General features: G+C 60.8%; 26 protein-coding genes. 6 read left to right on the top strand and 20 right to left on the bottom strand.

Translation table 11 applies throughout. The features are described 5' to 3' along the window. Positions 1-34 precede the first annotated feature (34 nt). Positions 35-958 carry a diacylglycerol kinase family protein gene (locus CHH27_RS25680; RefSeq protein WP_208988376.1) on the top strand — a complete coding sequence of 308 codons (924 nt, stop codon included), beginning with the start codon at positions 35-37 and terminating at the stop codon, positions 956-958. 497 nt (positions 959-1,455) lie between these two features. Here CHH27_RS25680 and CHH27_RS25675 read toward each other — a convergent pair whose 3' ends face one another. The 5 genes from CHH27_RS25675 to CHH27_RS25655 all read right to left on the bottom strand — a co-directional run bounded on the left by CHH27_RS25675 (position 1,456) and on the right by CHH27_RS25655 (position 8,590). Beyond that, positions 1,456-4,371, bottom strand: coding sequence for an EAL domain-containing protein (locus tag CHH27_RS25675; RefSeq protein ID WP_094075012.1), 2,916 nt, complete (start codon positions 4,369-4,371; stop codon positions 1,456-1,458). A 31-nt stretch (positions 4,372-4,402) separates the two neighbouring features. Next, positions 4,403-5,041: a GNAT family N-acetyltransferase gene (locus tag CHH27_RS25670; protein ID WP_094074127.1), complete on the bottom strand. Its 639-nt coding sequence runs from the start codon at positions 5,039-5,041 to the stop codon at positions 4,403-4,405. Positions 5,042-5,089: 48 nt separating this feature from the next. Beyond that, positions 5,090-6,379, bottom strand: a complete 1,290-nt coding sequence (locus CHH27_RS25665) for a pitrilysin family protein (RefSeq protein ID WP_094074126.1) — start codon at positions 6,377-6,379, stop codon at positions 5,090-5,092. Positions 6,380-6,383: 4 nt separating this feature from the next. Next, positions 6,384-7,790 (bottom strand): threonine synthase, encoded by a 1,407-nt coding sequence (thrC, locus tag CHH27_RS25660; protein WP_094074125.1) that lies wholly within the window; start codon positions 7,788-7,790, stop codon positions 6,384-6,386. Positions 7,791-7,993: 203 nt separating this feature from the next. Continuing rightward, positions 7,994-8,590 (bottom strand): YqgE/AlgH family protein, encoded by a 597-nt coding sequence (locus CHH27_RS25655; RefSeq protein WP_094074124.1) that lies wholly within the window; start codon positions 8,588-8,590, stop codon positions 7,994-7,996. 182 nt (positions 8,591-8,772) lie between these two features. On the opposite strand from CHH27_RS25655, the gene CHH27_RS25650 reads away from it, so the two are divergent. Both CHH27_RS25650 and CHH27_RS25645 read left to right on the top strand, forming a co-directional pair. Beyond that, on the top strand, positions 8,773-9,600 hold the full coding sequence (locus CHH27_RS25650) for a protein-disulfide reductase DsbD domain-containing protein (RefSeq protein ID WP_094074123.1): 828 nt from the start codon (positions 8,773-8,775) through the stop codon (positions 9,598-9,600). A 124-nt stretch (positions 9,601-9,724) separates the two neighbouring features. After that, positions 9,725-10,213: a peroxiredoxin gene (locus tag CHH27_RS25645; RefSeq protein WP_094074122.1), complete on the top strand. Its 489-nt coding sequence runs from the start codon at positions 9,725-9,727 to the stop codon at positions 10,211-10,213. A gap of 110 nt (positions 10,214-10,323) precedes the next feature. Here CHH27_RS25645 and CHH27_RS25640 read toward each other — a convergent pair whose 3' ends face one another. The 8 genes from CHH27_RS25640 to coxB all read right to left on the bottom strand — a co-directional run bounded on the left by CHH27_RS25640 (position 10,324) and on the right by coxB (position 16,946). Continuing rightward, entirely contained in the window at positions 10,324-11,094 is a 771-nt protein-coding gene (locus tag CHH27_RS25640; RefSeq protein WP_208988375.1) for an SURF1 family protein, read from the bottom strand. Next, complete coding sequence (locus CHH27_RS25635) at positions 11,091-11,477, bottom strand: DUF983 domain-containing protein (protein WP_094074121.1); 387 nt, start codon at positions 11,475-11,477, stop codon at positions 11,091-11,093. Before CHH27_RS25635 ends, CHH27_RS25640 begins: the two co-directional genes overlap by 4 nt. Before the next feature lie 81 nt (positions 11,478-11,558). Further along, positions 11,559-12,431 carry a cytochrome c oxidase subunit 3 gene (locus CHH27_RS25630; protein ID WP_094074120.1) on the bottom strand — a complete coding sequence of 291 codons (873 nt, stop codon included), beginning with the start codon at positions 12,429-12,431 and terminating at the stop codon, positions 11,559-11,561. A 51-nt stretch (positions 12,432-12,482) separates the two neighbouring features. After that, positions 12,483-13,079 (bottom strand): cytochrome c oxidase assembly protein, encoded by a 597-nt coding sequence (locus tag CHH27_RS25625; protein ID WP_094074119.1) that lies wholly within the window; start codon positions 13,077-13,079, stop codon positions 12,483-12,485. A 20-nt stretch (positions 13,080-13,099) separates the two neighbouring features. Further along, positions 13,100-13,264: a hypothetical protein gene (locus tag CHH27_RS27820; protein ID WP_157739107.1), complete on the bottom strand. Its 165-nt coding sequence runs from the start codon at positions 13,262-13,264 to the stop codon at positions 13,100-13,102. After that, positions 13,261-14,202, bottom strand: a complete 942-nt coding sequence (locus tag CHH27_RS25620; RefSeq protein WP_094074118.1) for a heme o synthase — start codon at positions 14,200-14,202, stop codon at positions 13,261-13,263. Before CHH27_RS25620 ends, CHH27_RS27820 begins: the two co-directional genes overlap by 4 nt. 143 nt (positions 14,203-14,345) lie before the next feature. Continuing rightward, positions 14,346-15,941: a cytochrome c oxidase subunit I gene (ctaD, locus tag CHH27_RS25615; RefSeq protein WP_094074117.1), complete on the bottom strand. Its 1,596-nt coding sequence runs from the start codon at positions 15,939-15,941 to the stop codon at positions 14,346-14,348. A gap of 78 nt (positions 15,942-16,019) precedes the next feature. Next, positions 16,020-16,946, bottom strand: a complete 927-nt coding sequence (gene coxB, locus CHH27_RS25610; protein ID WP_094075010.1) for a cytochrome c oxidase subunit II — start codon at positions 16,944-16,946, stop codon at positions 16,020-16,022. Between the two features lie 597 nt (positions 16,947-17,543). Here coxB and CHH27_RS25605 point away from each other — a divergent pair. Then, positions 17,544-18,044 (top strand): invasion associated locus B family protein, encoded by a 501-nt coding sequence (locus CHH27_RS25605; protein ID WP_094075009.1) that lies wholly within the window; start codon positions 17,544-17,546, stop codon positions 18,042-18,044. 60 nt (positions 18,045-18,104) lie between these two features. Here CHH27_RS25605 and CHH27_RS25600 read toward each other — a convergent pair whose 3' ends face one another. The 3 genes from CHH27_RS25600 to tldD form a co-directional block, all read right to left on the bottom strand. After that, positions 18,105-19,895 (bottom strand): monovalent cation:proton antiporter-2 (CPA2) family protein, encoded by a 1,791-nt coding sequence (locus CHH27_RS25600; RefSeq protein ID WP_094074116.1) that lies wholly within the window; start codon positions 19,893-19,895, stop codon positions 18,105-18,107. 233 nt (positions 19,896-20,128) lie between these two features. Continuing rightward, positions 20,129-20,743, bottom strand: a complete 615-nt coding sequence (locus tag CHH27_RS25595) for an HAD family phosphatase (RefSeq protein WP_094074115.1) — start codon at positions 20,741-20,743, stop codon at positions 20,129-20,131. Between the two features lie 24 nt (positions 20,744-20,767). Then, positions 20,768-22,192, bottom strand: a complete 1,425-nt coding sequence (tldD, locus tag CHH27_RS25590; RefSeq protein WP_094075008.1) for a metalloprotease TldD — start codon at positions 22,190-22,192, stop codon at positions 20,768-20,770. Positions 22,193-22,701: 509 nt separating this feature from the next. Here tldD and CHH27_RS25580 point away from each other — a divergent pair. Together CHH27_RS25580 and CHH27_RS25575 are read left to right on the top strand one after the other, a co-directional pair. Next, positions 22,702-22,929 (top strand): hypothetical protein, encoded by a 228-nt coding sequence (locus CHH27_RS25580; protein ID WP_094074113.1) that lies wholly within the window; start codon positions 22,702-22,704, stop codon positions 22,927-22,929. A 109-nt stretch (positions 22,930-23,038) separates the two neighbouring features. Beyond that, a complete protein-coding gene (locus CHH27_RS25575) occupies positions 23,039-23,254 on the top strand; it encodes a DUF2093 domain-containing protein (protein ID WP_094074112.1) in 216 nt (71 codons plus the stop codon). 19 nt (positions 23,255-23,273) lie between these two features. Here the strand turns inward: CHH27_RS25575 and lpxK are convergent, their stop codons facing one another. From lpxK to CHH27_RS25560, 4 genes are read right to left on the bottom strand one after another with little or no spacing between them, the layout of a single operon-like run. After that, positions 23,274-24,296 carry a tetraacyldisaccharide 4'-kinase gene (lpxK, locus tag CHH27_RS25570; RefSeq protein ID WP_094074111.1) on the bottom strand — a complete coding sequence of 341 codons (1,023 nt, stop codon included), beginning with the start codon at positions 24,294-24,296 and terminating at the stop codon, positions 23,274-23,276. Continuing rightward, positions 24,280-24,558, bottom strand: a complete 279-nt coding sequence (locus tag CHH27_RS28400; protein ID WP_247646345.1) for a hypothetical protein — start codon at positions 24,556-24,558, stop codon at positions 24,280-24,282. The genes lpxK and CHH27_RS28400 overlap by 17 nt, the downstream gene beginning before the upstream one ends. Further along, positions 24,462-25,598 (bottom strand): 3-deoxy-D-manno-octulosonic acid transferase, encoded by a 1,137-nt coding sequence (locus CHH27_RS25565; protein ID WP_208988374.1) that lies wholly within the window; start codon positions 25,596-25,598, stop codon positions 24,462-24,464. The genes CHH27_RS28400 and CHH27_RS25565 overlap by 97 nt, the downstream gene beginning before the upstream one ends. Continuing rightward, complete coding sequence (locus tag CHH27_RS25560) at positions 25,591-26,289, bottom strand: lysophospholipid acyltransferase family protein (protein ID WP_094074110.1); 699 nt, start codon at positions 26,287-26,289, stop codon at positions 25,591-25,593. The genes CHH27_RS25565 and CHH27_RS25560 overlap by 8 nt, the downstream gene beginning before the upstream one ends. Positions 26,290-26,314 lie beyond the last annotated feature (25 nt).

Raw genomic sequence — 26,314 nt, 5'->3', positions numbered from 1 at the left:
CCCAAGGATCCTGTCTGCAAGCAGAGGGAACTGAGTGAGACTTTTCTGGCGTTCCGGTCCGGCTTCACCGCGCATGATCATGCCCGATCTTGCGGGCAAGGTGCTGATCATGGCGAACCCCACGTCGGGCGGCTACAACGCCGAGTTTCTGGACGATGTCCGAAAACGTCTGGAAGATCTTGGCTGCAAAACGGAAATCCGGCTGACGCGGCATGCAGGCGAGATCGGCGAACTGTGCTCCGATCCGGACCTGTGCGTGCGGACCCTTGTCATCGCGGGCGGCGACGGCTCGATCAACGAAGCACTGACCGGTTTTCAGGATCACCCCGATCCGCCGCAGCTGGCCGTCATCCCCTTCGGGACTGCCAATGTGCTGGCTCTGGAACTGGGCCTGCCGCGCAATCCAAGAGCGATCGCCGAGTTGATCTTTCAGGGCAAGACCCGGCCGCTTCATTTCGGCCTGGCCAACGGGCGCCCCTTCGTGCTGATGGCCTCAACCGGCTTTGATGCCGAGGTCGTGCATGCCGTGCCGCTGACCCTGAAACGGCGCTTCGGCAAGCTTGCCTATGTCATCACCGCGCTCAAGACCGGTCTCCGCCGCAAGAGTGCCGAGCTCAAGATCGAGCTGGACGGTGCCTGCCTGGCAGGGAAATTCGCCGTTGCCAGCAATGCGCGCCACTATGGCGGACCATTTGTCATCTGTCCGGGCGGCGCCACGGATCCCGGTTTGCACATGCTGGTCCTGGAAAGAGACGATCCGTGGTCGTCCTTCTGTTACGGCATTGCCCTTCTGCTCGGACGGATCCACAAGGCGCGCGGTGCGTCCGTCACGCCATTCCAGCGCGCGCGCATTTCGGCAAAAGATCATGTGGCCGCCCAGGTCGACGGCGACCCCTTCGGCGCCACGCCGCTTGAGATCCGGCAGACGGACAAGACAGTGCCGATCCTGGTGCCCTGAGGGGCAGCCAGTTGCAAGAAATTCGTAATCTCGACTGCATCCGCTCTCCTCGTCATTGCAGGGCTTGCCCCTGCAATCCATGCCGTTGCCTTGCCCCAGCAATGCCCAAGCGATTGAAAGGGAAACGGCATGGATCCCATGGTCAAGCCATGGGATGACGCATAAGAGGTGGTCCTTGTCGGCAGATACGCTGGCTCTCTGGACTACCAGAGCACTTCCCGGTCAGATTGGTTCATTCTGCCGAGGCTGGATTGGTTCAAGGTCAAGGACGTTGGCGAAGATCGTGCTGGCCGCACGCTCGAGGCAACTTCCGCTGGCATTGGGCCAAACCGGCCCGGCCCTTTGGGTTTGTGTCTGGCGGACACCTGCTTTGTCGGGCCGCTTGCCCATAGCCCCGCTATGGACTGCACGTCCCTCCGCGCGGATCGTCTCGCCAGACTTCAAACAGAATGAGCCAATCTGAGCGGGAAGTGCTCTAGAGAGCACCGCTCTCTAACTCAAGCCGTTTCCGCCGCCTCTGCCGGCATCTTGCGCAGGAGCCTTGTGGCCTCGTTGGCGGACATGGCCTCGCCGAAGAAGAAGCCCTGCGCGTATTCGCAGCCGAGCTGGTAGAGCTCCAGCGCGTCGTTTTCGCTCTCCGCGCCTTCCGCCACCACCGACATGCCGAGATCGTGCCCCATGGCCACCATGGTTCTCAAAAGGACAGGCCGCGCGGACGAACTGTTCGGCTTCACAAAGGACTGGTCGATCTTGATCGTGTCGAACGGGAAACGCTGCAGATAGGACAGCGACGAATGACCTGTGCCGAAATCATCCAGCGACAGGCCTGCCCCAAGGCCGCGCAGGCGTTCCAGCACCTTGGCGGAATATTCCGGATTGGACATGACCAGAGATTCGGTCAGTTCCAGCTTCAGCGTGCCCGGCACCACCGATGTGCGGGACAGAACCGCCTTCACATCATTGATCAGGTCCTGTTTCAGGAGCTGACGGGACGACAGGTTGACCGAGGCAAAAAGCGGCCGCGGCAGCGGGAATTCACGCTGCCAGAAGGCCAGCTGCTGCGCGCCCTTATCGAGCATGTACATGCCGAGCTCGTTGATCAGGCCGGACTGTTCCGCGACGGGAATGAATTCCGAGGGGGAAATCTTCCCGCGTTTCGGGTGGTTCCAGCGGGCCAGAACCTCGAACCCGGCAACCGCCTGGTCTTCCAGACGAATGATCGGCTGGAAGAAAACGCCAAGCGTTTCCTTCTTGATCGCCTCGCGCAGGTCGGCTTCCAGGTCGACGATGTTCTTGTCGAGCGGGCGCAGGATCGGCCGGAACACTTCCTGGCGGTCCCCGCCGAGGCGCTTGGCATGGTTCAGTGCGATCTCGGCATTGGTGAGCATGTCCTCCACGCCCTGCTTGCCGCCTTCGTAAAAGGCAATGCCGACGGAGCAGGTCAGGAAGATCTCGCGGTCGCCGAAAGTGATCGGGGCCCTGACGGCCTTGCGCAGGGCATCCGCCAGCGCAACGATCCGGTCCGGTTCCTGTTCAGACAGAAGCACAAGGCCATATTGGTCGCCCGACAGGCGGCCAAGCGTGTCCTGCTGGCCGATCAGGCGGCCGAGACGCCGGGCAACGGTGAGCAGAATACTGTCGCCAGCCGACAGGCCGATGCTGTCATTGACCTGTTTGAACCGGTCGAGATTGAGCACCAGGATCGTCGGCTTGGCCGTCTCTTCCGCCTTGGCGCGCACCACGCTGGTGCGCAGCCGGTCGACGAACAGTTCCCGGTTCGGCAGGCCGGTCAGATTGTCGTGGACGGCATCATGCAGCAGGCGTTCTTCGGCGGTGCGCTCCTCGGTCACGTCGAGCAGCGTGCCGACGCAGCGGATCACTTCGCCATCGGAGCCGATGATCGGCCGGGCACGCAGGCGGAACCAGCGGAAATGCCCGTCTTCGGAGCGCAGGCGGAACGTCTGCATGACCTTGCCGCGCCGCTGGTCGATCACGGCATCGAGCGTCGCCCGGAACCGGTCCCTGTCCTGCGGGTGCAGGATGTCGAGCCAGTCGCGTGCCGGTCCTTCGAGCGTGCCGCGTTTCAGGTTCAGGAGATCCTCGACTTCATTGCCGGTGTAGATGCGGTCGCGGTCGATGTCCCAGTCCCAGATGATGTCACCGGCCCCAGTCAGCGCCAGCGCCTTGCGTTCGATGTCGGAGATCAGGCCTTGTGCGATCGCGCCGCCAGCAAAGGCGTGCTGCATCACCGTGAAGCCGATCAGCAGCACGATCAGAACGAGACCGCCGCCAAGCGCCGGCTGGACGATGTCGTTGGAGAGATAACCGGTAATTGTCATCGCCGCGCCCACCAGCCAGGCGATCAGGAGACACCAGGTCGGGATCAGAAGGATCGCGCGGTCATAGTGCTGGAAGGCCAGGACGGCGATGGTGACGAAACCGAGCAGCCCGATGACGGCAAGCGACAAACGGGCAATGCCGGAGGCAACCGACGGATCCCAGACAGCGACCCCGAGAAGACCCAGGATCAGGATCAGCGTGGTCAGCGCCAGATGGGAATAGTGGATGTTCCAGCGATTGAGGTTCAGATAGGCATAGAGGAAGATGATCAAGCTCGCCGCCAGCATGACCTCGGCGCAGGCCCTTGCCAGCTGACTGCCGCCGCCTTCCAGATTGAAGACCATGCCCCAGAAGCCGAAATCGATGCACAGATAGGCCAGGACCGACCAGGCAAGAGCTGCGGTCGCGGGAAACATCACCGTTCCCTTGACCACGAACAGGATGGTCAGGAACAGCGCCAAGAGGCCGGAGATGCCCAGGATGATGCCCCGGTAAAGCGTATAGGCGTTGACCGTTTCCTCGTAGACATCCGGTTCCCAGATCCGGATTTCCGGCAGATTGGGTGTCGTCAGCTCGGCCACGAAAGTCACAATCGATCCCGGATCGAGCGTCACCAGGAAGACGTCGGCTTCCAGGCTCTTTTGCCGTTCGGGCGCGATGCCCTGGCTGGGCGTGATTGCCGCGATGCGGGAAGAGCCGAGGTCTGGCCAGAACAGATCCGAGCCGGCCAGCTTGTAATTGGGGGCAACGATCAGGCGGTCGATCTGGTTGTCGCTGGTGTTGGCCAGCGCAAAGACCACCCAGTTGGTATTGGCGCCATCGCGCGAGGGCACCTCGATGCGGCGGACGATGCCATCCGCACCGGGGGCTGTGGAGACCTGAAGACGCGTGCCGGCATCCCGGTGAAACTCAACGGAATTGGTGATATCGAGCGCCTCGATATCGATCGGCACGGGGATCGGTTCAAGTGCCCTGGCGGGCAGTGCCGCGGCCAGCGTCACCACCATAAACGACATGGCAATAACGATGTTGGCCAGCACGTTGCGGGCAGTATCCGGTCTCAGAAATGACATGAGGCGAAGAACTACCGGGTTGTGGCGCATGTCACAAGAATTCTTTCAAGATTCCCTCGACGCTCGGAGCGACTTTTGCGGGCCGCGACGCATGGTCTTCCGCCAAACAGGCAAACAGCAGGTGATCCTGCCAGGACCCGTTAATCAACAGATAGTTGCGCGCATAGCCTTCCCGCTGAAACCCGGCATTTTCGAGGAGACGGATGGACGGCATGTTTGTCGGCAAACAGGCCGCCTCGATGCGGTGAAGGTTCAAAACGTCGAAACAAAACGGCAGGATCATGGCGACGGCCGCCGACATGTGCCCTTTTCCCGAATGACGCTCGCCCATCCAGTAGCCAAGTGTCGCAGTCTGGCTGACACCACGGCGGATGTTGCTGAGGGTCAGCCCGCCAAGTATTTCATCCGTCTTCGCCCGGAACAGCAGGAACGACAGGCTCCGACCTTCCTTCCGGTCCCTGGCATACCGGCGCAATCGCCGGCGAAACCCGGTCTTGGTCAGATCGTCGGAGGGCCAAAGCGGCTCCCAGGGTTTGAGAAATGTCCGGCTTTCCTCGCGCAGAGCGGCCCAGGGCTTGAAGTCATACATGATCGGCGGGCGCAGATAATATCCGCCCGCCTCGATCAGCAATTCGGCATCTGGTGATGCTCCCGGACGTAGCAGCGCCATGCCCCCGCTCTCCGCCTTTTCAAGGATCCGTTGCGACGCGCACGGATCTTACATGGATGCTGCCCGCAGAACTGGGCCTTGCTGCAGGCGGTCCGCGAGTTCGCTTCTGGTCATGATACCCTCAACCGGGCCGATCGCAGTCAGGGTCGGCTCGGTTCCCACAAATGTTTCCTGAGCGACCCGACGCAGATCCGCCGCGGTGACGGCTTCGATCTTGCTGGAAATCTCGTCCGGATCAAGCACCCGGCCATGAACAAGGATCTGACGGGCGATCTGACCGGCCCGGGCGGCCGGGCTCTCAAGTGCCATCATCAGGCCAGCACGGATCTGGGCGCGCGAACGGGCGACCTCTTCATCCGTGATCGTTTGCGTCGCCGAGATCAGCTCGCCGACGATCATCGGCATCAGCGCGCCAAGATCTTCCTGGCTGGTGGCCGCGTGCAGACCGAAAAGACCCGTGTCGGAAAATGCCCAGTGGAAGCTGTAGATCGCATAACACAGACCGTGCTTTTCCCGGATTTCCTGGAACAGCCTGGACGACATGCCACCGCCCAGCACGGAGGCAAGGATCTGGATCGCATAATAGTCCTGGGACTTGTAAGGCCGACCTTCGAAACCGATCAGCACCTGGGCTTCCATCAGTTCCTTCGGCCGAAGCGTCTCGCCGCCGCAATAGTTGGCCGCCGCTTCCGTCGCCGCCTGCTCACCGCTGAACCCGCCGAATTTCTCGCGCGCCAGCGCAACGAGATCGTCATGATCGACTGCGCCTGCCGCAGCCAGAACCATGTCGGGCGCCCGGTACCGTTCGCCAAGATAGGTGTTCAGCGCATCCCGGTTGAAGCCCTGGACCGTCTCCGGCGTGCCCAGGATCGGCCGGCCGATGGCCTGATCCGGCCACGCGGTTTCCTGAAAGAGGTCAAACGCCTGATCTTCCGGGGAATCGTTGGCAGCTCCGATCTCCTGAAGGATCACGTGCTGTTCCCGGGTCAGTTCCTGTGCGTCAAAGGTCGAGTTCTGCAGGATATCGGCCAGGATATCGACGGCAAGCGGCGCGTCTTCGGCCAGAATGCGGGCATAATAGTTGGTATGTTCGATGCTGGTGGACGCGTTGAGTTCCCCTCCGACAGCTTCGATCTCTTCCGCAATGCCACGCGCTGTCCGGGTCTTCGTACCCTTGAAAGCCATGTGTTCCAGAAGATGGGTGATGCCGTTCTGGTCGACGGTCTCCGCGCGCGACCCTGTGCGCACCCAGACGCCAAGCGCCGCCGTTTTCAGATAGGGCATCTGGTCGGTCACGACCGTCATCCCGTTTTCCAGGACCGTTGTTTTTACATTCATATAGTTACACCCCAGCGGTGACGGCCCGGGCGTGTTCTTCGATGAAATGTTCCACCACACCCTGCTCGGCAGCCAATACCTGCTGACGCTCCTCCGCAGTCATCATGTCTTTCAAGTTTTCAGGCAGTTCCGGCCGCATCCCGGCGGCTTTTTCCACGGCATCCGGGAATTTCGCCGGATGCGCCGTTCCGAGCACCACCATCGGCGCCGATCCGTCGTCATGAGCCTTGGCGACATGCACCCCGATCGCCGTGTGCGGATCCAAGAGGTAGCCTGCCTCGCGCCAGGTCTCGGCAATGGTTGCCGTCGTCTCGTCCTCGTCGCAGCGGCCGGCTCCAAAGACCGCCCGCATGGCTTCAAGCGGTTCGGCGTCGATGGCAAAGCTGCCCGACTGGTTCAGCTGGTTCATCATGCGCCGGATTGACTCCCCGTCACGGCCACAGACTTCAGACAGGAGCCGTTCGAAATTGGAAGACACCTGGATGTCCATGGACGGGGAAATCGTGGGCTTAACGCCCTTCTTCTCGTAGCGACCGGTCTCCAGCGTGCGCGCCAGGATGTCATTGACATTGGTCGCAACAACGAGCTTTTCGACCGGCAGCCCCATCTGCATGGCGGCATAGCCGGCAAAGATGTCGCCAAAGTTTCCGGTCGGCACCGTGAAGGAGATTTTCCGATGCGGCGCGCCGAGCGCTGCACCAGCCACGAAGTAATAGACGATCTGTGCCAGGATCCGCGCCCAGTTGATCGAGTTGACCCCGGAGAGCGCCACCCGGTCACGGAAGGAGAAATGGTTGAACATGCCTTTGACGATGGCCTGACAATCGTCGAAGTTGCCGGTCAGGGCCAGCGCATGAACATTGTCTTCCGTCGGTGTCGTCATCTGACGCCGCTGGACATTGGAAACACGCCCGTCCGGAAACAGGATGAAGATGTCGCTCCGCTCGCGGCCGCGGAAGGCTTCAATAGCCGCGCCACCCGTATCGCCGGACGTCGCGCCGACAATGGTCGCGCGCAGCCCGCGCTCGCTCAGGACATGGTCCATCATGCGGCCAAGCAGCTGCATGGCAACGTCCTTGAACGCCAGCGTCGGGCCGTGAAACAGTTCGAGGATGAATGTGTTCGCGCCGGTCTGAACCAGCGGCGTCACGGCCGGATGACGGAAGCCGGCATAGGCTTCGTCGATCATGCCTTTCAGCACATCTTCGGCAATCGCGTCACCGACAAACGGGCGGATGACTTCCAGGGCAACGTCCTGGTAGGACTTGCCGGCAAAGGAAGCGATCGTGTCAGCGTCGAATTGCGGCCAGGTTTCAGGAAGATAGAGACCACCGTCGCGCGCAAGTCCCTGTAGCAGGACATCCGAAAATTCCAGAACCGGGGCTTCTCCCCGCGTGCTGCTGTATTTCACCGCGCAACTTCCCTTTGTTTGTTCGTTGCGGGACGCTTGCCGCCCCCTGCCTGTCGGCCAGACCTTCAGACTACTTGAAACCCGGCAGATTTGAAACAATACATGCCATTCATGCGACTTACGCGCCATAACATTCAAGCGCAAGTCGCTTTTGGCTAAAATGATGACCGTATGGGAACAGGAAAGCGCTGCCGCGTCTGGTCCTAGGCGTGGCCCGCGTCCGAGAACAGCATGGCCGGGTCGATGCCGAGCGATCCGAGCGCCCGGTGCCACTTGGAACCTGAATCGGTGTCAAACAGAATGTCCGGGTCAGCGGGCGCCGTCAGCCAGCCGTTGGACTGGATCTCGGTTTCCAGTTGTCCAGGCCCCCAGCCGGCATAACCAAGCGCAAGCATGGCCTGGGCCGGGCCATCCCCCTGTGCCAGAGCACGCAGGATTTCCAGGGTTGCCGTCAGGCAGATGCCGTTGTCGATACTCAGCGTGGACTGGTTGAGCATGAAGTCGTCGCTGTGCAGCACAAAGCCGCGTTCGACCTCGACAGGTCCGCCCTTGTGGACATTCATGTCGCGAATTTGCGGCGGAAGGCGAATGGCACTCTCGTCGTTGACGATATCCAGTTGAATGAGCAGCTCTTCCAGGGAGAGATGTCGCGCCACCTGGTTGACCACCAGGCCCATCGCGCCCTGCTCGGAATGCGAACACATGTAAATCACGGAATGTTCGAACCGGCTGTCTGCCATGCTCGGCATCGCAATCAGAAACTGTCCCTCAAGGGTGTCTGTTGCTTCGGTTCCTGCCATGCGTACCTCGTACTTGGTTGGCGCCCTCTGCCTGCCATCAAGCATAACTCCATTGCCGGGCTTTGTTAACGGCTCTTTGGGGACAAGCGGCCTTTCGTCTTCACATCGCCGTCACAAGGTTATGACCCTCCAGAACCTTCTTGACCGATGACGCTTGCCTGAAACTCGTGTAGCAAGATGACATGAAAAGACTGACCGCCATCTTCGTTGCGTTTGTGAGCTTCCTGCCAGCCGCCGCTCAGGCTGCCATGACCGACTGGACCGAAGTGAAGGGGGGCGCCGTCCGCCTGATCGCCGCCGGTCCATCGGAGGGTGGCCGTTATCTCGCCGGGCTGGAGTTTCTGCTGGAGCCGGGCTGGCACACCTATTGGCGCCACCCCGGCGAATCCGGTATTCCGCCGCAAATCTCGTTTCATGGCAGTTCCAATCTGAAGGCCGTGGAGGTGCTCTACCCGGCTCCCGAGCGCTACAGCGACGGTTTTTCGGAATCGATCGTCTATCACGACGGCATCGTTCTGCCGCTTCGGATCGAAGCGGAAGATGTGGACCGGCCCGTCTCCGTGTCCATCGACCTGTTCTTCGGTGTCTGCAGCGATATCTGCGTCCCTGGCGATGCGACCATGACACTCGAACTTGGTCCGCAAAGCGAACAGGACGCCCTGGCGGAACGCCTGATCGAGCGGGACCTGGACGCTGTCCCCGCCCCTCAGGGCTCAGCTGGACACGAGCAGCTGCAGGTAACTTCGGTCGCCCTGGACCCGTCCGGCTCGCTTCGCATCGAGGCCGAAACCGGCGACATTGCTGGCCCCGATCTCTTCGCGGCCGGGCCGGAAGGATCCTTTATCGGTCTGCCCAAACCGGCCGAAAACGCCAGTGGCACGTCGGTCTGGACGCTCTCCACCAAGGGGCTTGCCACCACACCGGAGGATCAGACCCTCAGGCTCGTCCTGACAGCCGGCGATCAAGCGGTGGAACATCTTGTCCCCATCCACCCGGACTGGGTTCGCTGACCGGCCTCACTCTCCTTTCACGCGCAGAAATTGCCGCTCACTCTCTCGACGCGCCCGGGCAAACGCCCTATCTGTGCTGCGGGCTGCCATTCTCGCGCAGCCGGTCAGACAAGGGACTGTTGCTATGACACTTAAGGTTGGGGACCGCCTTCCGGAGGCCACTTTCAATATCATGACCGGCGACGGGCCCGGCGAACTCAAGACCGGCGACCTGACGGCCGGCAAGACCGTGGTTCTGTTCGGCGTTCCGGGTGCGTTCACCCCGACCTGCCACATGAACCACCTGCCCGGCTTTGTCGAACATGCCGAAACCCTCAAGGGCAAGGGCGTTGACGAGATCGCCGTGGTCTCGGTCAATGACGTCTTTGTCATGGACGCCTGGAAAAAGGCCTCGAATGCCGGCGACAGCGTGACTTTCCTGTCCGACACCGCTGCCGGTTTCGTTGACGCGGCCGGGCTTGGCCTCGGGCCGGCACCGATCTTCGGTCACCTGCGGTCACAGCGGTTCGCCCTGATTGCCAAGGACGGCGAAGTCACGTTCCTTGCCGTGGAAGAAAGCCCGGGCGAAGCCACCAAGACCGGCGCCGCCGCAATCCTGGAAGCACTCGGCTAAGACGCTTTGGCCAGCCTCCTATTGGAAGGGCCCTCAGGGGCCCTTTTTCATGTCGGAAACGACAGCAAGAGCGCCCGGCATCGATCCGAGATAGGCCTGGCCCACTCGGTCTATTGCGCACGCCGACGTGGCCACAAAACGCTTGCGGAGTAGGTCAGGTAGACGCCGATCAGCGTTGCAGCCAGACCGAACCAGGTCAGGGCGTATCCCAGATGGTCGTTCTTGAACTGGACAATGGTCTCTCCGGCCTGCGGGAGGCCTGACGCCGGCGTGAATTCGACATCTAGATCGACGCTGTAGGGGGCAAGCTTTTCCGGTGCGATATCTAGGACCTCGCCCATGGCCTGCGTGTCGCGCGCAAACCAGAGCCCCTCACTCGGTGCCGGCGTCGTCCAGTTTGGTTTTTCGCTCAGGCGCAGCAGGCCCGTAAGACGCAATGTGCCGACTGGTGACTTTGCAAGCCGTTGACCCGCTGCCGGATCGAGATCCTGCGGAATGAACCCGCGGTTGATCAGGACAACCCAGCCGTCCTCCGTCTCGAAAGGTGCGTAGACCAGCCGTCCCGGACCACCGATGGCTCCGACCGGCTTGTTGAGGGCCGTGTAATAATAGACGGCCCCGTCGAGAAAGCGGCCGCTCAGCGCGACGTGCCGATAATCGTCTTCCAGAGCCATGCCAGACCAGGCCACGGGACCTGGGGCGTCCACAGGGGCCGCCGACACCCCGGCTTCCACCTGTTCGATGAGCTTTTCCTTCCAGGCCAGCCGGTCCAGCTGCCAGAAACCCAGATTGAACAGGATGGCGAGCGCCACGGCAGTCGCGAGTGTCGGAAAAAGCAGTTTGCGCATGGGCGCCTTGTCCTGGTTTTCTGAACGGGTCATTCCGAACCGTCGTCCAGACGTCCCTCTTCCGCCTGGTGGCGGAACTGCAGCGCAATCATCAGTCCCTTGAGAGGACGCAGGACGAGGCCCGCCAGCAGAACCGTCAACGGCAGCCAGAGCAACAGGTGCAGCCAGATGGGCGGCTGGAAGGAAAGTTCGACAAAGAGAACCAGGCCAACAACGACAAAACCAACCAGCATGATCACGAAGACGGCCGGACCGTCGCCGCTGTCCGCAAAGGAATAATCCAGACCGCAGGACAGGCAAGACTTCTTCACGCTGAGGAAGCCGTCAAACAGGTTCCCCTGACCACAGCGAGGGCATTTGCCTGACAGCCCCGCGGTAACCGGATTGACCGGCGGGAAATGCGCCTTGTCTTCCATCCTGCGACATCCCTTCTTCAAAAGTGAAAACGCCCGGTCCGTTGTCCGGACCGGGCGTTGATCTGCCGATTGGGCAGGTCCTTAGTGAGCGGCCGGTGTGCCTGCGCCCCAGATGTAGATCGAGACGAACAGGAACAGCCAGACAACGTCAACGAAGTGCCAGTACCAGGCAGCGGCTTCAAAGCCGAAATGCTTCTGGACAGTCATCTGGCCCATCATGGCACGGACCAGGCAGACGACCAGGAAGATCGTGCCGACAATCACGTGGAAGCCGTGGAAACCGGTCGCCATGAAGAAGGTCGCGCCATAGATGTTGCCGCTGAAGTCGAAAGCCGCGTGCGAATACTCGTAGCCCTGGACGAAGGAGAACAGGATGCCGAGCAGGACGGTCAGCGTCAGACCCCATTTCAGGCCTTCGCGGTCATCGTGCAGCAGAGCGTGGTGGGCCCAGGTGACGGTGGTGCCGGAGCAGAGCAGGATCAGGGTGTTGAGCAGCGGCAGGTGCCAGGGATCGAAGGTGGCGATGCCATCCGGCGGCCAGTGACCACCCGTTGCCTCGACGCGGGCAAACTGGATCGCCTCGCCGGCATAGAGCGACGCATCGAAATAGGCCCAGAACCAGGCAACGAAGAACATCACTTCGGAGGCGATGAACAGCAGCATGCCATAGCGCAGGTGCAGGGAGACAACGCGCGTGTGGTGACCGGCAAGCGATTCGCGAACCGTGTCACGCCACCAGCCGAACATCACGTAAAGGACGATCAGCAGGCCGACGGCAAACAGGCCCCAGCCGGTGAGGTTCATGCCGAGCAGCACGAATTCGGTGCCGTTGGCGTATTTCATGAAGCCGATGGCGCCAAGCGCCATGATGAACGCACCAATGGATGCGATGAACGGCCACGGACTTGGATCCACCAGGTGGTAGTCGTGATTAGCGGTATGTGCCTCAGCCATCGGCAAGCTCCCCAAAGACAGTCATTTCATGCACGTTGCCGTGCAAATCGCTTACAAATTCGTTTCAGTCTCGGCCGCGTCGGCCCTTGCTGCAACAGGACGTTCCGGTTGTTCTACCGGGAAGAAGGTGTAGGACAAAGTGATTTCCTTCACTGATTTCAGCTCCGGATCCTTGTCCATTTCCGGGTCGACGAAGAAGACGACCGGCATTTCGACGGTTTCACCGCTTTTCAGCGCCTGCTCGGTGAAGCAGAAGCAGTCCAGCTTGTTGAAGTAGGCGCCGGCGGTTGGCGGCGACACGTTAAACGTGGACGTTCCGACCGTCGTGTTCTCACTGACATTGGTCGCGACATAGGCCAGCTGCGCGGTTTCACCCATCTTGAGCGTCACGGACCGCTGCTCCGGCTTGAAGGACCACGGCAGGCTGTGGTTGACGTTGCCGTCAAAGCGAACGGTGATCTTGCGGTCGATCACGACATCGCTGGCAGCTTCGGCCACCTGGGTCGTGCCACCAAATCCGGTAACGCGGCAGAACAGATCGTAGAGCGGCACAGCGGCGTAGGAAGCCCCGATCATCAGGGAAAAAATGCCGACGCAGGTCACCGCGAGCTTGCGGTTGCGGCGGGCAAGATCCTTGCTGGTATCCATCTCCGTCACGGTATCCTTCCTCAAAGCGCCCGGTCCATCACTTCAGGCCCGAGCTTGATGATGGTGACCACGTAAAAAAGAATGACGAGTGCCGCGAGAGCCAGGGCAATCGCAACAGAGCGCGACCTGCGCTTTTTCTTCTGCTCTTCGGTCAGAGCAATACCCTTGTCGTCTTCCGCCATCATGCAATCACCCCGGCAAGCAGGCTTTCGCCGAGCAGCAAAGCAAACAGCATGAACAGGTAGAAGATCGAGAATTTGAACAGGCGCCAGCAGGCTGCCTTGGCCACGTCGCCCTCACGCTTGCGCCAGATGTCCGCGGCAAGTGCGAGGAAGATCAGACCGAGGACCGTGGAAGCGACGCCATAAAAGGGGCTCGCAAAACCCAGCAGGTAGGGCGCAACGCCAACCGGTGCCAGCAGAACCGAATAGGCGAGAATGTGGTGCCGGGTGCTGGTCTCACCGGCCACCACCGGCAGCATCGGAACCTTGGCAGCCGTATAGTCGCCATTCTTGACGAGCGCGAGCGCCCAGAAATGCGGTGGCGTCCACATGAAGATGATCAGGAAGAGGACAAAACTTTCCAGGCTGACAGTGCCTGTCACGGACGCCCAGCCGATCATCGGAGGAAAGGCGCCAGCAGCGCCGCCGATCACGATGTTCTGCGGTGTCGAACGCTTCAGCCACATCGTGTAGACGATGACGTAGAAGAAGATGGTGAAGGCAAGGAAGGCGCCAGCAAACCAGTTGACCAGAAGGCCCAGGGTGACAACCGAGCCGATGGACAGCGTCACGCCGAAGGCCAGCGCTTCGTCAGGCGTGATCTTGCCGGCCGGGATCGGCCGTTTGCGGGTACGCGACATGATCTCGTCTATGTCGGCGTCGTACCACATGTTGAGCGCACCGGACGCACCGGCACCGATGGCAATACACAGGATCGCGACCGCGCCCAGGACGGGATGCACGGTGCCCGGTGCCAGCATCAGACCGACAAAGGCGGTGAAGATCACCAGGGACATCACACGCGGTTTCAGGAGCGCCACATAGTCGCTCACCGATCCCATTCCGCCGTTCCAGACGGCACTGTCCTGGCTCAAATTGTCCTGGCGCTCAACGAGCGACATGGGCGCGTCCTTCGAATTCTTGTTTCTGTCTGCGGTCTTGCCGCATCCGGGTGCACAGCCCGGCAGAGTTTCTTGAAAGTCTGCACCGCGCCGGTTCCGGCGCGGTGCAAATCAGCAAGGGAGGCATTTCCTCCCGCCACGCATTACTTGATGCGCGGCAGCGTTTCGAACTGGTGGAACGGCGGCGGAGAAGACAGGGTCCACTCCAGGGTCGTCGCTCCTTCGCCCCACGGATTGTTGCCAACCGCGCGCTTCTTGGAGAAGGCTTCAACGATGCCGAACAGGAACACCAGGACCGCGAAGGCCGAGATGTAGGATCCGATCGAAGACACGTAGTTCCAGCCGGCCAGCGCATCCGGGTAGTCGGCATAGCGGCGCGGCATACCGTTCAGGCCCAGGAAGTGCTGTGGGAAGAACACGAGGTTCACGCCGACAAAGGTGATCCAGAAATGGGCCTTGCCGATGGTCTCGTTGTACATGTAACCGAACATTTTCGGGAACCAGTAGTACCAGGCCGCGAAGATCGCGAACACGGCGCCCAGCGACAGCACGTAGTGGAAGTGAGCCACGACGTAGTAGGTGTCGTGGAACGCGCGGTCGAGACCGGCGTTGGCCAGCTGCACACCCGTCACACCACCGACGGTGAACAGGAAGATGAAGCCGATTGCCCAGACCATCGGGGTCTTGAACTCGATGGATCCGCCCCACATCGTCGCGATCCAGGAGAAGATCTTCACCCCGGTCGGAACCGCGATCACCATGGTGGCAGCCACGAAGTAGGCCTGCGTCTCGGAGGACATGCCGACGGTGTACATGTGGTGTGCCCACACGATGAAGCCGACGACGCCAATGGCGACCATGGCATAGGCCATGCCGAGGTAACCGAAGATCGGCTTGCGGGCAAAGGTGGAGATGATGTGGCTGATGATGCCGAAGCCCGGCAGGATCAGGATGTACACTTCCGGGTGACCGAAGAACCAGAACAGGTGCTGGAACAGGATCGGGTCACCGCCGCCGGACGGCGTGAAGAAAGTCGTGCCGAAGTTACGGTCGGTCAGCAGCATGGTGATGGCGCCCGCCAGAACCGGCAGGGACAGCAGCAGCAGGAAGGCGGTGATCAGAACGGACCAGGCGAACAGCGGCATCTTGTGCAGGGTCATGCCCGGCGCACGCATGTTGAAGATGGTCGTGATGAAGTTGATCGCACCCAGGATGGACGATGCACCGGCAACGTGCAGCGCCAGGATCGCCAGATCCATTGCCGGGCCTGGCTGACCGGAGGTGGACAGCGGCGGATAGATAGTCCAGCCACCACCAACACCATAGCCACCCGGAGGGCCTTCAACGAACAGCGACAGCAGCAGCAGCAGGAATGCCGGCGGCAGCAGCCAGAACGAGATGTTGTTCATGCGCGGGAACGCCATGTCCGGCGCACCGATCATGATCGGCACGAAGTAGTTGGCGAAGCCGCCGATCATGGCCGGCATGACCATGAAGAAGATCATGATCAGACCGTGAGCGGTGGTGAACACGTTGAACATGTGTGCATTGGCGAAGATTTGCATCCCCGGCTCCTGCAGCTCCATCCGCATGCCAACGCTGAGCGCGCCGCCAACGATCCCCGCGAAGATCGCGAAGTAGAGATACAACAGGCCAATGTCTTTGTGGTTGGTCGAATAGACCCACCGGCGCCATCCATAGGGATGGTCATGTGCCGCATGTGCTTCGGTCGCAGCCATTTGGGGCTCCCTCTTTCAATCTTTTTCAGCGGCGCTGCGTGTCATCGCGCGCAATCGCCAATCAGGCTCGCCGCCGCGTTATTTCGCGGCGACGGAAATCTGCTCCAGTGCACCGGTGGCAGCGACCTTTTTCGAGGCGGCCACAGCGGCATAGAGTTGCTCGTTGGCGGTGTCCAGGTCGTCCTGTGCGGCCGTGGCCCAGGTCTGGAACTGCTCCTTGGAGACAACGCGCACAGCGATCGGCATGAAGGCGTGGTCCTTGCCGCACAGTTCGGAACACTGCCCGTAATAGACGCCTTCCTCGCGAGCGTGGAACCAGGTCTCGTTGAGGCGGCCCGGGATCGCATCGATCTTGACGCCGAAGGTCGGCATCGCGAAGGCGTGGATGACGTCTTCGGAAGTCACCTGCAGGCGGACGGTGGTGTCAACCGGGATCACCAGGTCGTAGTCGACGGCGAGGAGGCGGGGTACTTCGTTGATGCCGACACCGCGCGCTTCCGCGACAGCCTGACGATCTGCCAGATCAGCCTCGGGATCGGTCGAGCTGCCAACCATGATGGAGTCGAAATAGAGATCGCCCATGCCTTCGTCGGTATACTCGTAACCCCAGTACCACTGGTAGCCGGTGGCCTTGACGGTCATCTCGTATTCCGGAATGTCGAGTTGCTTGTACAGCAGGCGGAAGGACGGGATTGCAATCACGACCAGGATCAGGATCGGCACGACCGTCCAGACAATCTCGATCATCGTGTTGTGCGATGTCCGGGACGGAACCGGGTTGGCCTTGGCGCTGAAGCGCGTCATGCAGATCAGCAACAGCGCCAGAACGAACAGCGTGATGACGGTGATGATGATCAGCGTGAAGCTGTTGAACCACGTGATGTCATCCATCACGTCAGTAGTCGAGGCCTGAAACCCTAGCTGCCAGTCAGTGAAACCGGGTTCTGCTGCCAGGGCCGCCGTGGACGCTCCTGCAAATGTCGCAGCCACACCGGCCATAGTCATGAGACGCTTGAAGATTGCCTTCACGTCCGCGCTCCCTTCCCTCAGCCGCCAGTTCGGCGGCAAATGCATCAAATCCGGACTCAGATCCGGGCCAATCCGGTGCGGCAGTAGCGGGCTTGGCGCGACTGCGCAAGCTCAATCTGCTGCGTCCTGGCTTCTGGCCGGGTCATGAGAATGCCGGACTATAACCACAAACTCACATAAAGGGCGATGGGGACCATCGGGCAGAGCGGCGATGTGCCGCATCATCCCACCAACACCTTCGTGCCGCACAAAAACCACAAGAAACGCCGACCTGCAACGGAATTTCCAACTTTTCACAGGCCCCTGCCGGCCTTTGGCTTTTGACAAGGGTCAAGGACATGCCGATTTTCGACAAGAATTGCAATTAAACGTGGCGATCTTCGCCGGGCCGGACTGGAATCGCACGCCATCATGCGGCAATGTCTGCCCGGATCACATTCATGATTCGCTGAACAGGCCGTTTGCCCTTGGGCCGGCCGTGGCGGACCGGACATCGATTGACTGGAGGATTTCTTGTCAACCCAATTGCTGCAGTCCATTTCTGCCCGCCTGACCGGACGCTCAGGATCTTTCTTGACCAAAGTTGCTGCGCTCGCCGGGATCGCACTCGGAACGCTTGCGCAGGCACAGCTGCCCGCCCTCGCACAGGGAGAAGTGCGTTCGGCCCATGGCGACTGGCAGATGCGCTGTGACACCCCACCCGGCGCTACCGGCGAACAATGCGCGCTCATTCAGAACGTGACCGCCGCCGACCGTGAGAATGTCGGTCTCTCGGTGATCATTCTGAAGACTGCCGATCAGCAGGCCCGCATCCTGCGCGTGCTGGCGCCGCTTGGTGTGCTATTGCCCTCAGGCCTTGGCCTTCGGGTCGACAATGCCGATATCGGACGCGCCGGCTTCGTGCGCTGCCTGCCCAACGGCTGTATCGCGGAAGTCATTCTGGAAGACGATCTCCTGAACAAGCTTCAGTCCGGCGCCCAGGCAACCTTCATCATCTTCCAGACGCCGGAAGAAGGCATCGGCATTCCGATTTCACTGAACGGATTTTCAGCGGGTTTCGACGCCCTGCCCTGAACAATCGACAGATCAGCCCAAAGGAAAAGGCGCCGATCGGCGCCTTTTTTGTACCTGCCGCTATTCGGCGGCGGCGTCGTGCTCCCCCTTGGACACGCCCCTGCGCGGTGTGACCCGATGCAGTTTCTCCGCTCCGGCATACATTCCCTGGGCCAGTTGTTCAGCCAGGCGTTCCTCGTCCCGATAACGCACATCCTCTTCGATCTGGTCAATTCGATCGAGAGGCGTTCCAAGGGCTTCTAGCGCGGCCCGACCGAACACCACGCTCGATTCGAACGTTTCGCGGATCTGGAAATCCACTCCCCGCTTGGTGAGATCCAGAACATGGGCCCTGTCAGTCGCCCGGCAGAAGATCAGTGTTTCAGGAAAGCCTTCCCGGATCAGGTCAATGGCCTTGCCCATGACCTTGTCATTCTCGATGCACATGGCCACCATGGTGGCCTTTCCGGCACCGGCTGCGGCGAGAACATCTGCACGTGTCGCGTCGCCGTAATAAACCTTGTAGCCCTGTTTGCGGGCATATTCGATCCTGTCCGGACGGTTGTCGATGGCAGTGATTTCCAGCCCCTCCGACGTCAGGATCTGGGCAACAACCATGCCGAAGCGGCCAAAGCCGATGACCAACACGGTGGGCGTTGCTTCTTCGAAGGTTTCGATGGAGGGATTTTCAACTCCCTTGGCCTTTGCACGCTCCGCCAGCTTGTCGAGACCGAGGCACGCGAGCGGGGTCAACAACATGGTCAAGATAACAATGGCATTGAGGAGGTTTGCGTCCTCGTAGTCCAAAAGGCGGTTGCTGATAGCGGCCGTGAACAGAACGAATGCAAACTCTCCCCCCTGCGGCAGCGTCACCGCCACGCGCATGGCATCGGAGTTGGGCGACCCGGTGCCACGGGACAGACCCCAGAGAAACCCTCCCTTGACCACCATGACAATGACAACGCCACCCGCCACGAACATCCAGTTGTCCATGACGAGGGCGACGTTGAGCGACATGCCAACGGCGACGAAAAACAGCCCCATCAGCAAGGAGCGAAAAGGTTCGATATCCGCCTCGAGCGTATGACGAAAACTGGATTCGGCGAGCAACACACCCGCCAGGAACGCCCCGAGTGCCATCGACAGGCCAACCGCATGCATGATGCCGGCGCTGCCGAGCGCCACCAGCAGGGCTGCTGTCAGCATGACCTCGCGCGCCCGGCTGGCAGCCAGCAACAGGAAAATGGGTGATATCAGATAACGGCCGGTCAGGATGACGGCGGCAACCGCCGCCGAGACAATCAGGATTTCCCGCGAGACAGCTGCAAAGGTCGACACCTCTTGCCCTGGTGCCAGAATTGCGACCATTGCCAGCAAGGGCACGATGGCAATGTCCTGCAGCAACAAAATCCCGAAGGCGCGCTGTCCGTAGGCAGAAGACAGCTGACCGCGCTCCTGCAGTATCTGCAAGGCAAAGGCCGTGGACGACAGGGCAAGGCCGAATCCGGCCACAAGCGACGTTGAAAAAGAATAGCCGGCCAGGCGGCCGATGCCGAACAGCGTAATCCCCGTCAGAACGACCTGTGCAGTGCCAAGTCCAAAGATATCGCGCTTCATGCGCCAGAGTTTTTGCGGGTCGAGCTCCAGCCCGATCACGAACAGCAGCAACACGACGCCAAGTTCGGCCACATGCAGGACGTCTTCACCGGATCCCAGAAGCTGCAGACCATGCGGACCAATGGCTGCGCCCGCCGCAAGATAGCCCACCACCGAACCAAGCCCCAGGCGCTTGGCGATCGGCACAGCCACGACCGTCGCCGCCAGAAACACGATCGATTCTGCAAAAAACGGAGGGGCTCCTTCTGCGGCCATTCTCGCTCCCTTGCTGCCCGCTGCGGCATTCTCCCACAGAACGCCATCGAAATCGCGGGTTTCAGACTATCAAAGAATACGCGCGATCCCTGCCTGAATTCCAGCACACACGGCACAAAAGTGCTTTGTTTTCAGTCAAAAGGCACTGGAAAGATCAATTTTGAGCAAATTGGCTCAAAGAACGTCACGCATTGAAGCAAAACGCCAGCTCAGCGCATGAAAAAGTCGCAGGATCAAATCAGGTCATGGTGCGCCAGGAAGACCCTGAAACCGCTGATACCTTCGAACACGTGTCCTGTCAGGCCGGCCTTCTCGGCACCGAGAACGTTTTCCGGCTTGTCATCGACAAAGGCGCTCTCCTCTGGTGCATAGCCGTAGGTGTCGCACACAACGCGAAAAAGCTCCGGATCCGGTTTGCGCAACTTGAATTCGGCCGAGACATGGGCCTTGTCGCCAAAGATCTCGATTGTTTCAGGGGCGCAGACCGGCAGTGCTGCTTTCAGCATCATGCCGTTGTTGGTCAGCAGGGCAACATCGGCCGATGCCTTCAGGTCCCGGACAAGATCCAGAACCTCCGGTCTCGCCCGCATCATCTTGCGTCGGATATCGCACCAGGTATCGAAATCGATCGGATAGCCGAGCAACTTACCATACTGGGCAAGATAGGCGTCCGCCGTTGCCGGATCACCGGCCTCGGCGGCTTCTTCATGCGGACCGCCCCAGACAGCCACGTCGATCTCGGCCGCCGGACGTCCCGTCAGCTCTTCAAGAAGACGCAAGCGGACCGCGTGCTCGTAATCATAGAGCACCTGGTCCATGTCGAAGATAACGAACCTGATCCGTGGCATGACCTGGCAACTGCCTCCTGCCAATCAGACCGCCGTGCCGCCAACCGTCACCGCGTTGATACGCATGGAGGGCTGACCGACACCAACCGGAACACCCTGCCCCTGCTTGCCGCAGGTTCCCATGCCCGGATCGAGTTTCATGTCATTGCCGATCATGGAGACCCGCGTCAATGCATCAGGGCCATTGCCGATCAGCATCGCCCCTTTCAGTGGGGCGCCGACCTTGCCGTTCTCGACCTTGTAGGCCTCGGTACAGGAGAAAACGAACTTGCCGGAGGTGATATCCACCTGGCCGCCGCCAAAGGAGACGGCGAAGATACCGTCCTTGACCGAGCTCAGGATTTCCTCCGGCTCCTTGTCGCCCGCCATCATAACCGTATTCGTCATGCGCGGCATCGGGATATGGGCGTAGGACTGGCGCCGGCCGTTTCCGGTGGGCTCCATTCCCATCAGCCGGGCATTCTGCCGGTCCTGCATGTATCCTTTCAGGATGCCGTCCTCGATCAGCACCGTGCGGCTGGCCGGTGTGCCTTCGTCATCGACGCTCAGGGAACCGCGGCGATCCGGAATGGTACCGTCATCGACAATGGTCACCCCGGGAGCCGCCACGCGCTCGCCCATCAAGCCGGCAAAGGCCGAGGTTTTCTTGCGGTTGAAGTCGCCTTCCAGACCGTGTCCGACAGCCTCGTGCAGCAAGATACCGGGCCAGCCCGGTCCGAGCACGACATCGAACGTTCCGGCTGGTGCCGGCACGGCTTCAAGGTTGACCAGCGCCTGGCGCAAGGCCTCATCGACACCGCCCTGCCAGTTCTCCGTGGTGATAAAGCGTTCAAAACCTTCGCGGCCACCACAGCCGAAAGATCCGCTTTCCTGGCGATCGCCCGACCCGGCGACTACGGAAATGCTCAGGCGCACCATCGGACGGACATCCCGCACAAGGTGACCGTCGGCCCGCAGTATTTCGACCACCTGCCAGGAACCGGCCAGCGAAGCAGACACCTGCCGAACCCGCGGATCCTTCGCCCTTGCATAGGCATCGATCTCCTGCAGCAGCTTGACCTTGTCCTCGAAGCTTGGTCCTCCAAGCGGATTGGCATCGCTGTAGAGCGACACATTCGTGCGCGCCGGCGGCGCGGCATAGGTCCCTGAATAGCCCTTCTTGACCGCACTCACCGCGTCGGCAGCCCGTTTCAAGGCGCCTTCGGAAATGTCACCGGCATGGGCATAGCCGGCAGCTTCGCCTGCAACTGCCCTCAGGCCAAACCCTTGTGCCGTATCGTAATTCGCGCCTTTCAGACGTCCGTTGTCGAAAACAAGGCCCTCTGTCTGCCGGTACTCGACAAAGAGTTCGCCGTCATCCGCTCCTGAGAGCGCCTCTCCCGTGATCCGTTTGGCGGCCTCCAGGCCAAGGCCCGAGGATTCGATGAGTTCGTTCGTGGAAAGCGTCATGAGCCTGTCCTGATACTTCTGGCGCCACCGACCCGCCTCGTTTGCCGGTTCGTGCAGCAGCCTGTTCGTCTGATCCTCAACATAGGTGATTTGCTGCACAATTCACCCCAAATCCAGTGAAATCCACTTGCTACTTTTTAAACCTGAACTTAAAACTCATATTAATTGACGGACGCAGCTGCCGCCGTTTGACAGCCTGACCCACCTCTGGTCTCCGCCATCTTTCCCTTTCCAGTCAAAAACAAGCGCCGCCAATCAAGCGTGGGCGCAAGAAAGTACATGCTCATGCCAAACTTGCCACGGCAGCCGATCGCGACCACGTTTTCGGGCTTCCATGACATCGCCGCGAGCCGCGGCGACGGCTTGCACCCGCGTCTGCTTGAGGCGCTTTGCAAGTCCGGAACGGTTTCAGGACCGCCGGCCTCTTCGCAACAAAATTTCGACAATGTCGTGCACCCGGATTTTTCCCGAAAGCAGGAAAAACCTTGCGAAAACAGGAGTGTGCAGACATGAAATCCGTGCTGATCGCAATGCATCTCGTTGCCTGTGAACCGGACCTCCTGATCTGTCGGGACATTTCTTCTACCCTCAGCCGTTGGTCAGACATCGCGGCCTGCCGGCAAGATCAGGCAATCCGGATCGCGGAGGCAGAACGGGCCCTGCCGGAACGGATTGTCGTCATGTCCCGCTGCCGTTACCTGATCGGACGGGACCAGCGGTCGGCCCCGATGTTCTGATAAAGCGAATTTGAAACACGCCGCCCCGTGTGCGGGACTTGCCCGGAACCGGCCGCATGCCGTAAAAGACTGGGACAGAACAATACCAGACAAGGCCCCAGTTCCGCCAATGATGAACCGCTACGAAAACCCGCGCATTCCAAGTGAAGCACGTGTCCGCTATCTGGATGGTGACTATCAGGTGGAGACACCGGGCACCTTCGTGCGCTGTGCCGTTACAGGGACTGCCATTCCGCTTGACGAATTGAAATACTGGTCGGTCGAACGTCAGGAAGCCTATGTCGATGCGCAGGCATCGATGACGCGCTACCTGGAAGGCAAATAACCGGCCGCGTGCAGGCTGTTCAGCCAGCCAGTTTCTTCAGGCGCAGTTTTTCCTTGATCAAACCTGCGAGACGGTCCTCGTTGTCGATCTCCATGCGCACGTCCAGCACTTCGGTGCTGGAGGCAATCCAGTGAAACAGCTCACCGTCTGACGTTTCCAGCCGGGCCATGTCCTTGGACGTGGTCACCAGGGTCAGCCCTGCTTCTTCTGCTTCGGTCAAGAGCGCCTTGACGTCCGCCAGGCTATAGCCGTGGTGGTCCGGAAAGGTGCGGGTTTTCCGGACTTCAAGTCCAAGCCCCTTGAGCGTCTCGAAAAACTTCTGCGGCCGGCCAATCCCTGCAAAGGCAAACAGCCTGCGCGCCACCAGGTTTTCATTTGCCTGGGGCCTCAGATGCGCATGCAGGATCGGCAGGCCCTTGCGCCCTGCCAGGTGCACGGCATCTTCCGCCGCTTCCCCTTCGCCAACCAGGATCAGACAGTCGGCCTTCAGCATCTGTTTATCGGCCGGTGCGCGCATCGGGCCGGCAGGCAGACACCTGCCATTGCCGAACCCGGTCGAACAATCGACCAGCACCAGGCTGAGGTCCTTTGCCAGTGCGGGGTTCTGAAACCCGTCATCCATGATGAGCACGTCAATCGGCTGCTGTTCCGCCAGCTTCGCGCCGGACGGGCGGTCTGCGGCAATCACGGTCGGACCGTATCGGGCAAGCAGCAGGGCTTCGTCGCCAACCTCGTCGGCATTGTGCCGCTCCGCGTCGACCAACAAAGGGCCTTTCGCACTGCCGCCATACCCGCGCAACAGAAATCCCGGATTGTGGCCGTCTTCCTGAAGACGATAGGCCAGTTCGATCGCAAAGGGTGTCTTGCCGGTGCCGCCGACCACAAAATTGCCGATGCAGATCACCGGCAGGCGGCTTTTGTAGGCGGGCCGCTTCAGAATGCGGCGGCCGGCGACAAGGCCATAGATCCAGCCGACCGGGGAAAGCAACAATGCCGGAAGTGAAAACACGGTCTTCCACCAGAAGTCAGGCGCCGTCTTCACGCACGGCCTCCGGCGCTGATCCGGCACTGTTCAAAGGCAGATATGCCGTCAGATGTGTCAGCGTCTTGTCGAGGGCGCCGCGCCCCGCAGCCACCAGTTGCCGCGCCCGCTCGGCCTGCTGGCGGGCTCCATCAGGGTCCAGAAGAAGGGGCTGAAGACGCCTTGCTAGGTCTTCGGCATTCTCAACCCTAACCGCGGCATTTTCGATCCAGAATTCCTTGTAGACGGCTCTTGCATTGGCAACGCGTGGTCCGGTGACCAGCGCCGAGCCGGACAGAGCCGCCTCCAGGGGATTGTGTCCCCGGCATCGTTGAAAGACCCACCGAGAAACGTCACCGGCGCGAGCTTGTAGTAAAGTCCCATCTCGCCGAGTGTATCACCAAGATAGACGTCCGTGGAGGAGGAGATTGCCTCGCCGAGCGAACGCCTTGTGACCGACAATCCCCGGTCGCGCACCAGATCCGCAACAGCGTCCGCCCGTGCAGGGTGGCGCGGCACCAGCACCAGCAACAGCTCCTTGAATTCCTGGCGCAGCTGCTCGAACGCGGTCAACGCAATTTCGTCTTCGCCCGGATGGGTCAGGGCCGCCAACCAGACCGGCCGTCCACCAATCTCGGCAGTGAGGGCCGCAAGGCTATCGGCTTCCGCGGCTGGCTCAGGAGCGTCAAATTTCAGATTTCCCGGTGAGACAACCCGGCTGCAGCCGAGGCGTTGAAACCGCGACGCATCCGCATCGCTTTGCGCCAGCACGAGGTCAAGACAGGAGAAGAGATAACCGGAAAGCGCCGGCAGCCGTGCCCAGCTTTTCTGTGACTTGTCCGACAGGCGTCCATTGAGCAGCACAAACGGCGTCTCAAGCTGCCGCATCTCGTCGAACAGGCACGGCCAGATTTCGCTTTCCACCACCATCACCAGATCGGGAGACCAGTGAGACAGGAACCGGCTGACAGGCCCGGGCGCATCGTAAGGTACGAACTGGTGAATGGCGCCGTCCGGCAGCCGTTGCTCCGCCAGTTCCGCGGCCGTCACCGTGACGGTGGTCAGCAACACCTTGACGCCCGCAGACGCAAGCCTGTCGATCAGTGGCAGCACCGACATGGTCTCGCCCACGCTGGCTGCATGGATCCAGGCCAGTTTTCCCTCGGGGCGCTGACGCGCTGCGTAGCCGAAACGTTCCCCCTTGCGCTCGGGCAGTTCCTTTCCGGACCGGCTGCGCAGGGCAAAAAGCAGATTGAAGAAAGGGGTGAGGCCACGCGCGAGGCCCCGGTAGGCGCTGACCAGAAATGGGCGCCGCTCAGCCATCAGACCTGCCGACAAGTTCATAGGCCCGTTTGGTGGTCGCGTTGAGGCCTTCTTCCACCTTGAGGCGGTAGGCCTCCAGTGCGTCGTCGTCCGTATCGCCAGGCACCCAGATCAGGTCGCCAACAGCAATGCTGCCGCGCCCGAAGGGCAGATTGACGCTTGCCCTGTCCCAGCTGTTCAGCTCCCTGGACCGGCTGGTCGCGACAGCAACCGGCAGAATGGGGCGGCCGGAGTGTTTTGCCAACTGCACGATGCCGACGCCCGATTGACGTGCAGGCCCCTTGGGGACATCTGCTGTCATCGCGATGGAATAACCGTCCTTGAGTGCCCGCAGCGCTTCGATAAACCCTTTCATGCCACCGCGTTTCTTGATCTGGCGGGCATTGCGGCCACCGGAGGCACGGATCAGGCCAAGTCCGAACTTGCTGGCGGCGATGGCGTTCACTTCACCGTCGGCGGATCGGGAGATCATCACCTTGGCCGGCCAATGGGACGGCTTGGCGAATGGCACCATGAAATGCTGGCCGTGCCACATGGCAACGATCACCGGCAGGTCCTCTTCCATGCGCGCATGGACGCCTTCCGGTTCAATAACGAACCGGTTGGTATGATAAACAAGTTTCAGATAGCCGGCGAGCAGCGAGCCCACACCCGACAAAACCCAGGGATGGCGGCCGAGGCGTTTGATCATTTTTCTTGTCGCCTGAGGTTAGCGT

Source organism: Labrenzia sp. VG12 (genome assembly GCF_002237595.1).
GTDB lineage: Bacteria > Pseudomonadota > Alphaproteobacteria > Rhizobiales > Stappiaceae > Roseibium.
This window is presented reverse-complemented; position numbering and strand designations above follow the sequence as displayed.

What these genes read in the sequence shown, in the direction of transcription:
- CHH27_RS25580 (WP_094074113.1), top strand. Translation starts at nt 22,702, where the DNA reads ATGAAATCCGTGCTGATCGCAATGCATCTCGTTGCCTGTGAACCGGAC.
- coxB (WP_094075010.1), bottom strand. Translation starts at nt 16,946, where the DNA reads ATGACTATGGCCGGTGTGGCTGCGACATTTGCAGGAGCGTCCACGGCG.
- CHH27_RS25600 (WP_094074116.1), bottom strand. Translation starts at nt 19,895, where the DNA reads ATGGCCGCAGAAGGAGCCCCTCCGTTTTTTGCAGAATCGATCGTGTTT.
- CHH27_RS25650 (WP_094074123.1), top strand. Translation starts at nt 8,773, where the DNA reads ATGAAAAGACTGACCGCCATCTTCGTTGCGTTTGTGAGCTTCCTGCCA.
- CHH27_RS25675 (WP_094075012.1), bottom strand. Translation starts at nt 4,371, where the DNA reads ATGTCATTTCTGAGACCGGATACTGCCCGCAACGTGCTGGCCAACATC.
- CHH27_RS25630 (WP_094074120.1), bottom strand. Translation starts at nt 12,431, where the DNA reads ATGGCTGAGGCACATACCGCTAATCACGACTACCACCTGGTGGATCCA.
- CHH27_RS25620 (WP_094074118.1), bottom strand. Translation starts at nt 14,202, where the DNA reads ATGTCGCTCGTTGAGCGCCAGGACAATTTGAGCCAGGACAGTGCCGTC.
- CHH27_RS25595 (WP_094074115.1), bottom strand. Translation starts at nt 20,743, where the DNA reads ATGCCACGGATCAGGTTCGTTATCTTCGACATGGACCAGGTGCTCTAT.
- CHH27_RS25655 (WP_094074124.1), bottom strand. Translation starts at nt 8,590, where the DNA reads ATGGCAGGAACCGAAGCAACAGACACCCTTGAGGGACAGTTTCTGATT.
- CHH27_RS25625 (WP_094074119.1), bottom strand. Translation starts at nt 13,079, where the DNA reads ATGGATACCAGCAAGGATCTTGCCCGCCGCAACCGCAAGCTCGCGGTG.
- CHH27_RS25665 (WP_094074126.1), bottom strand. Translation starts at nt 6,379, where the DNA reads ATGAATGTAAAAACAACGGTCCTGGAAAACGGGATGACGGTCGTGACC.
- CHH27_RS25640 (WP_208988375.1), bottom strand. Translation starts at nt 11,094, where the DNA reads ATGACCCGTTCAGAAAACCAGGACAAGGCGCCCATGCGCAAACTGCTT.
- CHH27_RS25560 (WP_094074110.1), bottom strand. Translation starts at nt 26,289, where the DNA reads ATGATCAAACGCCTCGGCCGCCATCCCTGGGTTTTGTCGGGTGTGGGC.
- CHH27_RS25645 (WP_094074122.1), top strand. Translation starts at nt 9,725, where the DNA reads ATGACACTTAAGGTTGGGGACCGCCTTCCGGAGGCCACTTTCAATATC.
- CHH27_RS25670 (WP_094074127.1), bottom strand. Translation starts at nt 5,041, where the DNA reads ATGGCGCTGCTACGTCCGGGAGCATCACCAGATGCCGAATTGCTGATC.
- CHH27_RS27820 (WP_157739107.1), bottom strand. Translation starts at nt 13,264, where the DNA reads ATGATGGCGGAAGACGACAAGGGTATTGCTCTGACCGAAGAGCAGAAG.
- tldD (WP_094075008.1), bottom strand. Translation starts at nt 22,192, where the DNA reads ATGACGCTTTCCACGAACGAACTCATCGAATCCTCGGGCCTTGGCCTG.
- CHH27_RS25575 (WP_094074112.1), top strand. Translation starts at nt 23,039, where the DNA reads ATGATGAACCGCTACGAAAACCCGCGCATTCCAAGTGAAGCACGTGTC.
- ctaD (WP_094074117.1), bottom strand. Translation starts at nt 15,941, where the DNA reads ATGGCTGCGACCGAAGCACATGCGGCACATGACCATCCCTATGGATGG.
- CHH27_RS25565 (WP_208988374.1), bottom strand. Translation starts at nt 25,598, where the DNA reads ATGGCTGAGCGGCGCCCATTTCTGGTCAGCGCCTACCGGGGCCTCGCG.
- CHH27_RS25635 (WP_094074121.1), bottom strand. Translation starts at nt 11,477, where the DNA reads ATGGAAGACAAGGCGCATTTCCCGCCGGTCAATCCGGTTACCGCGGGG.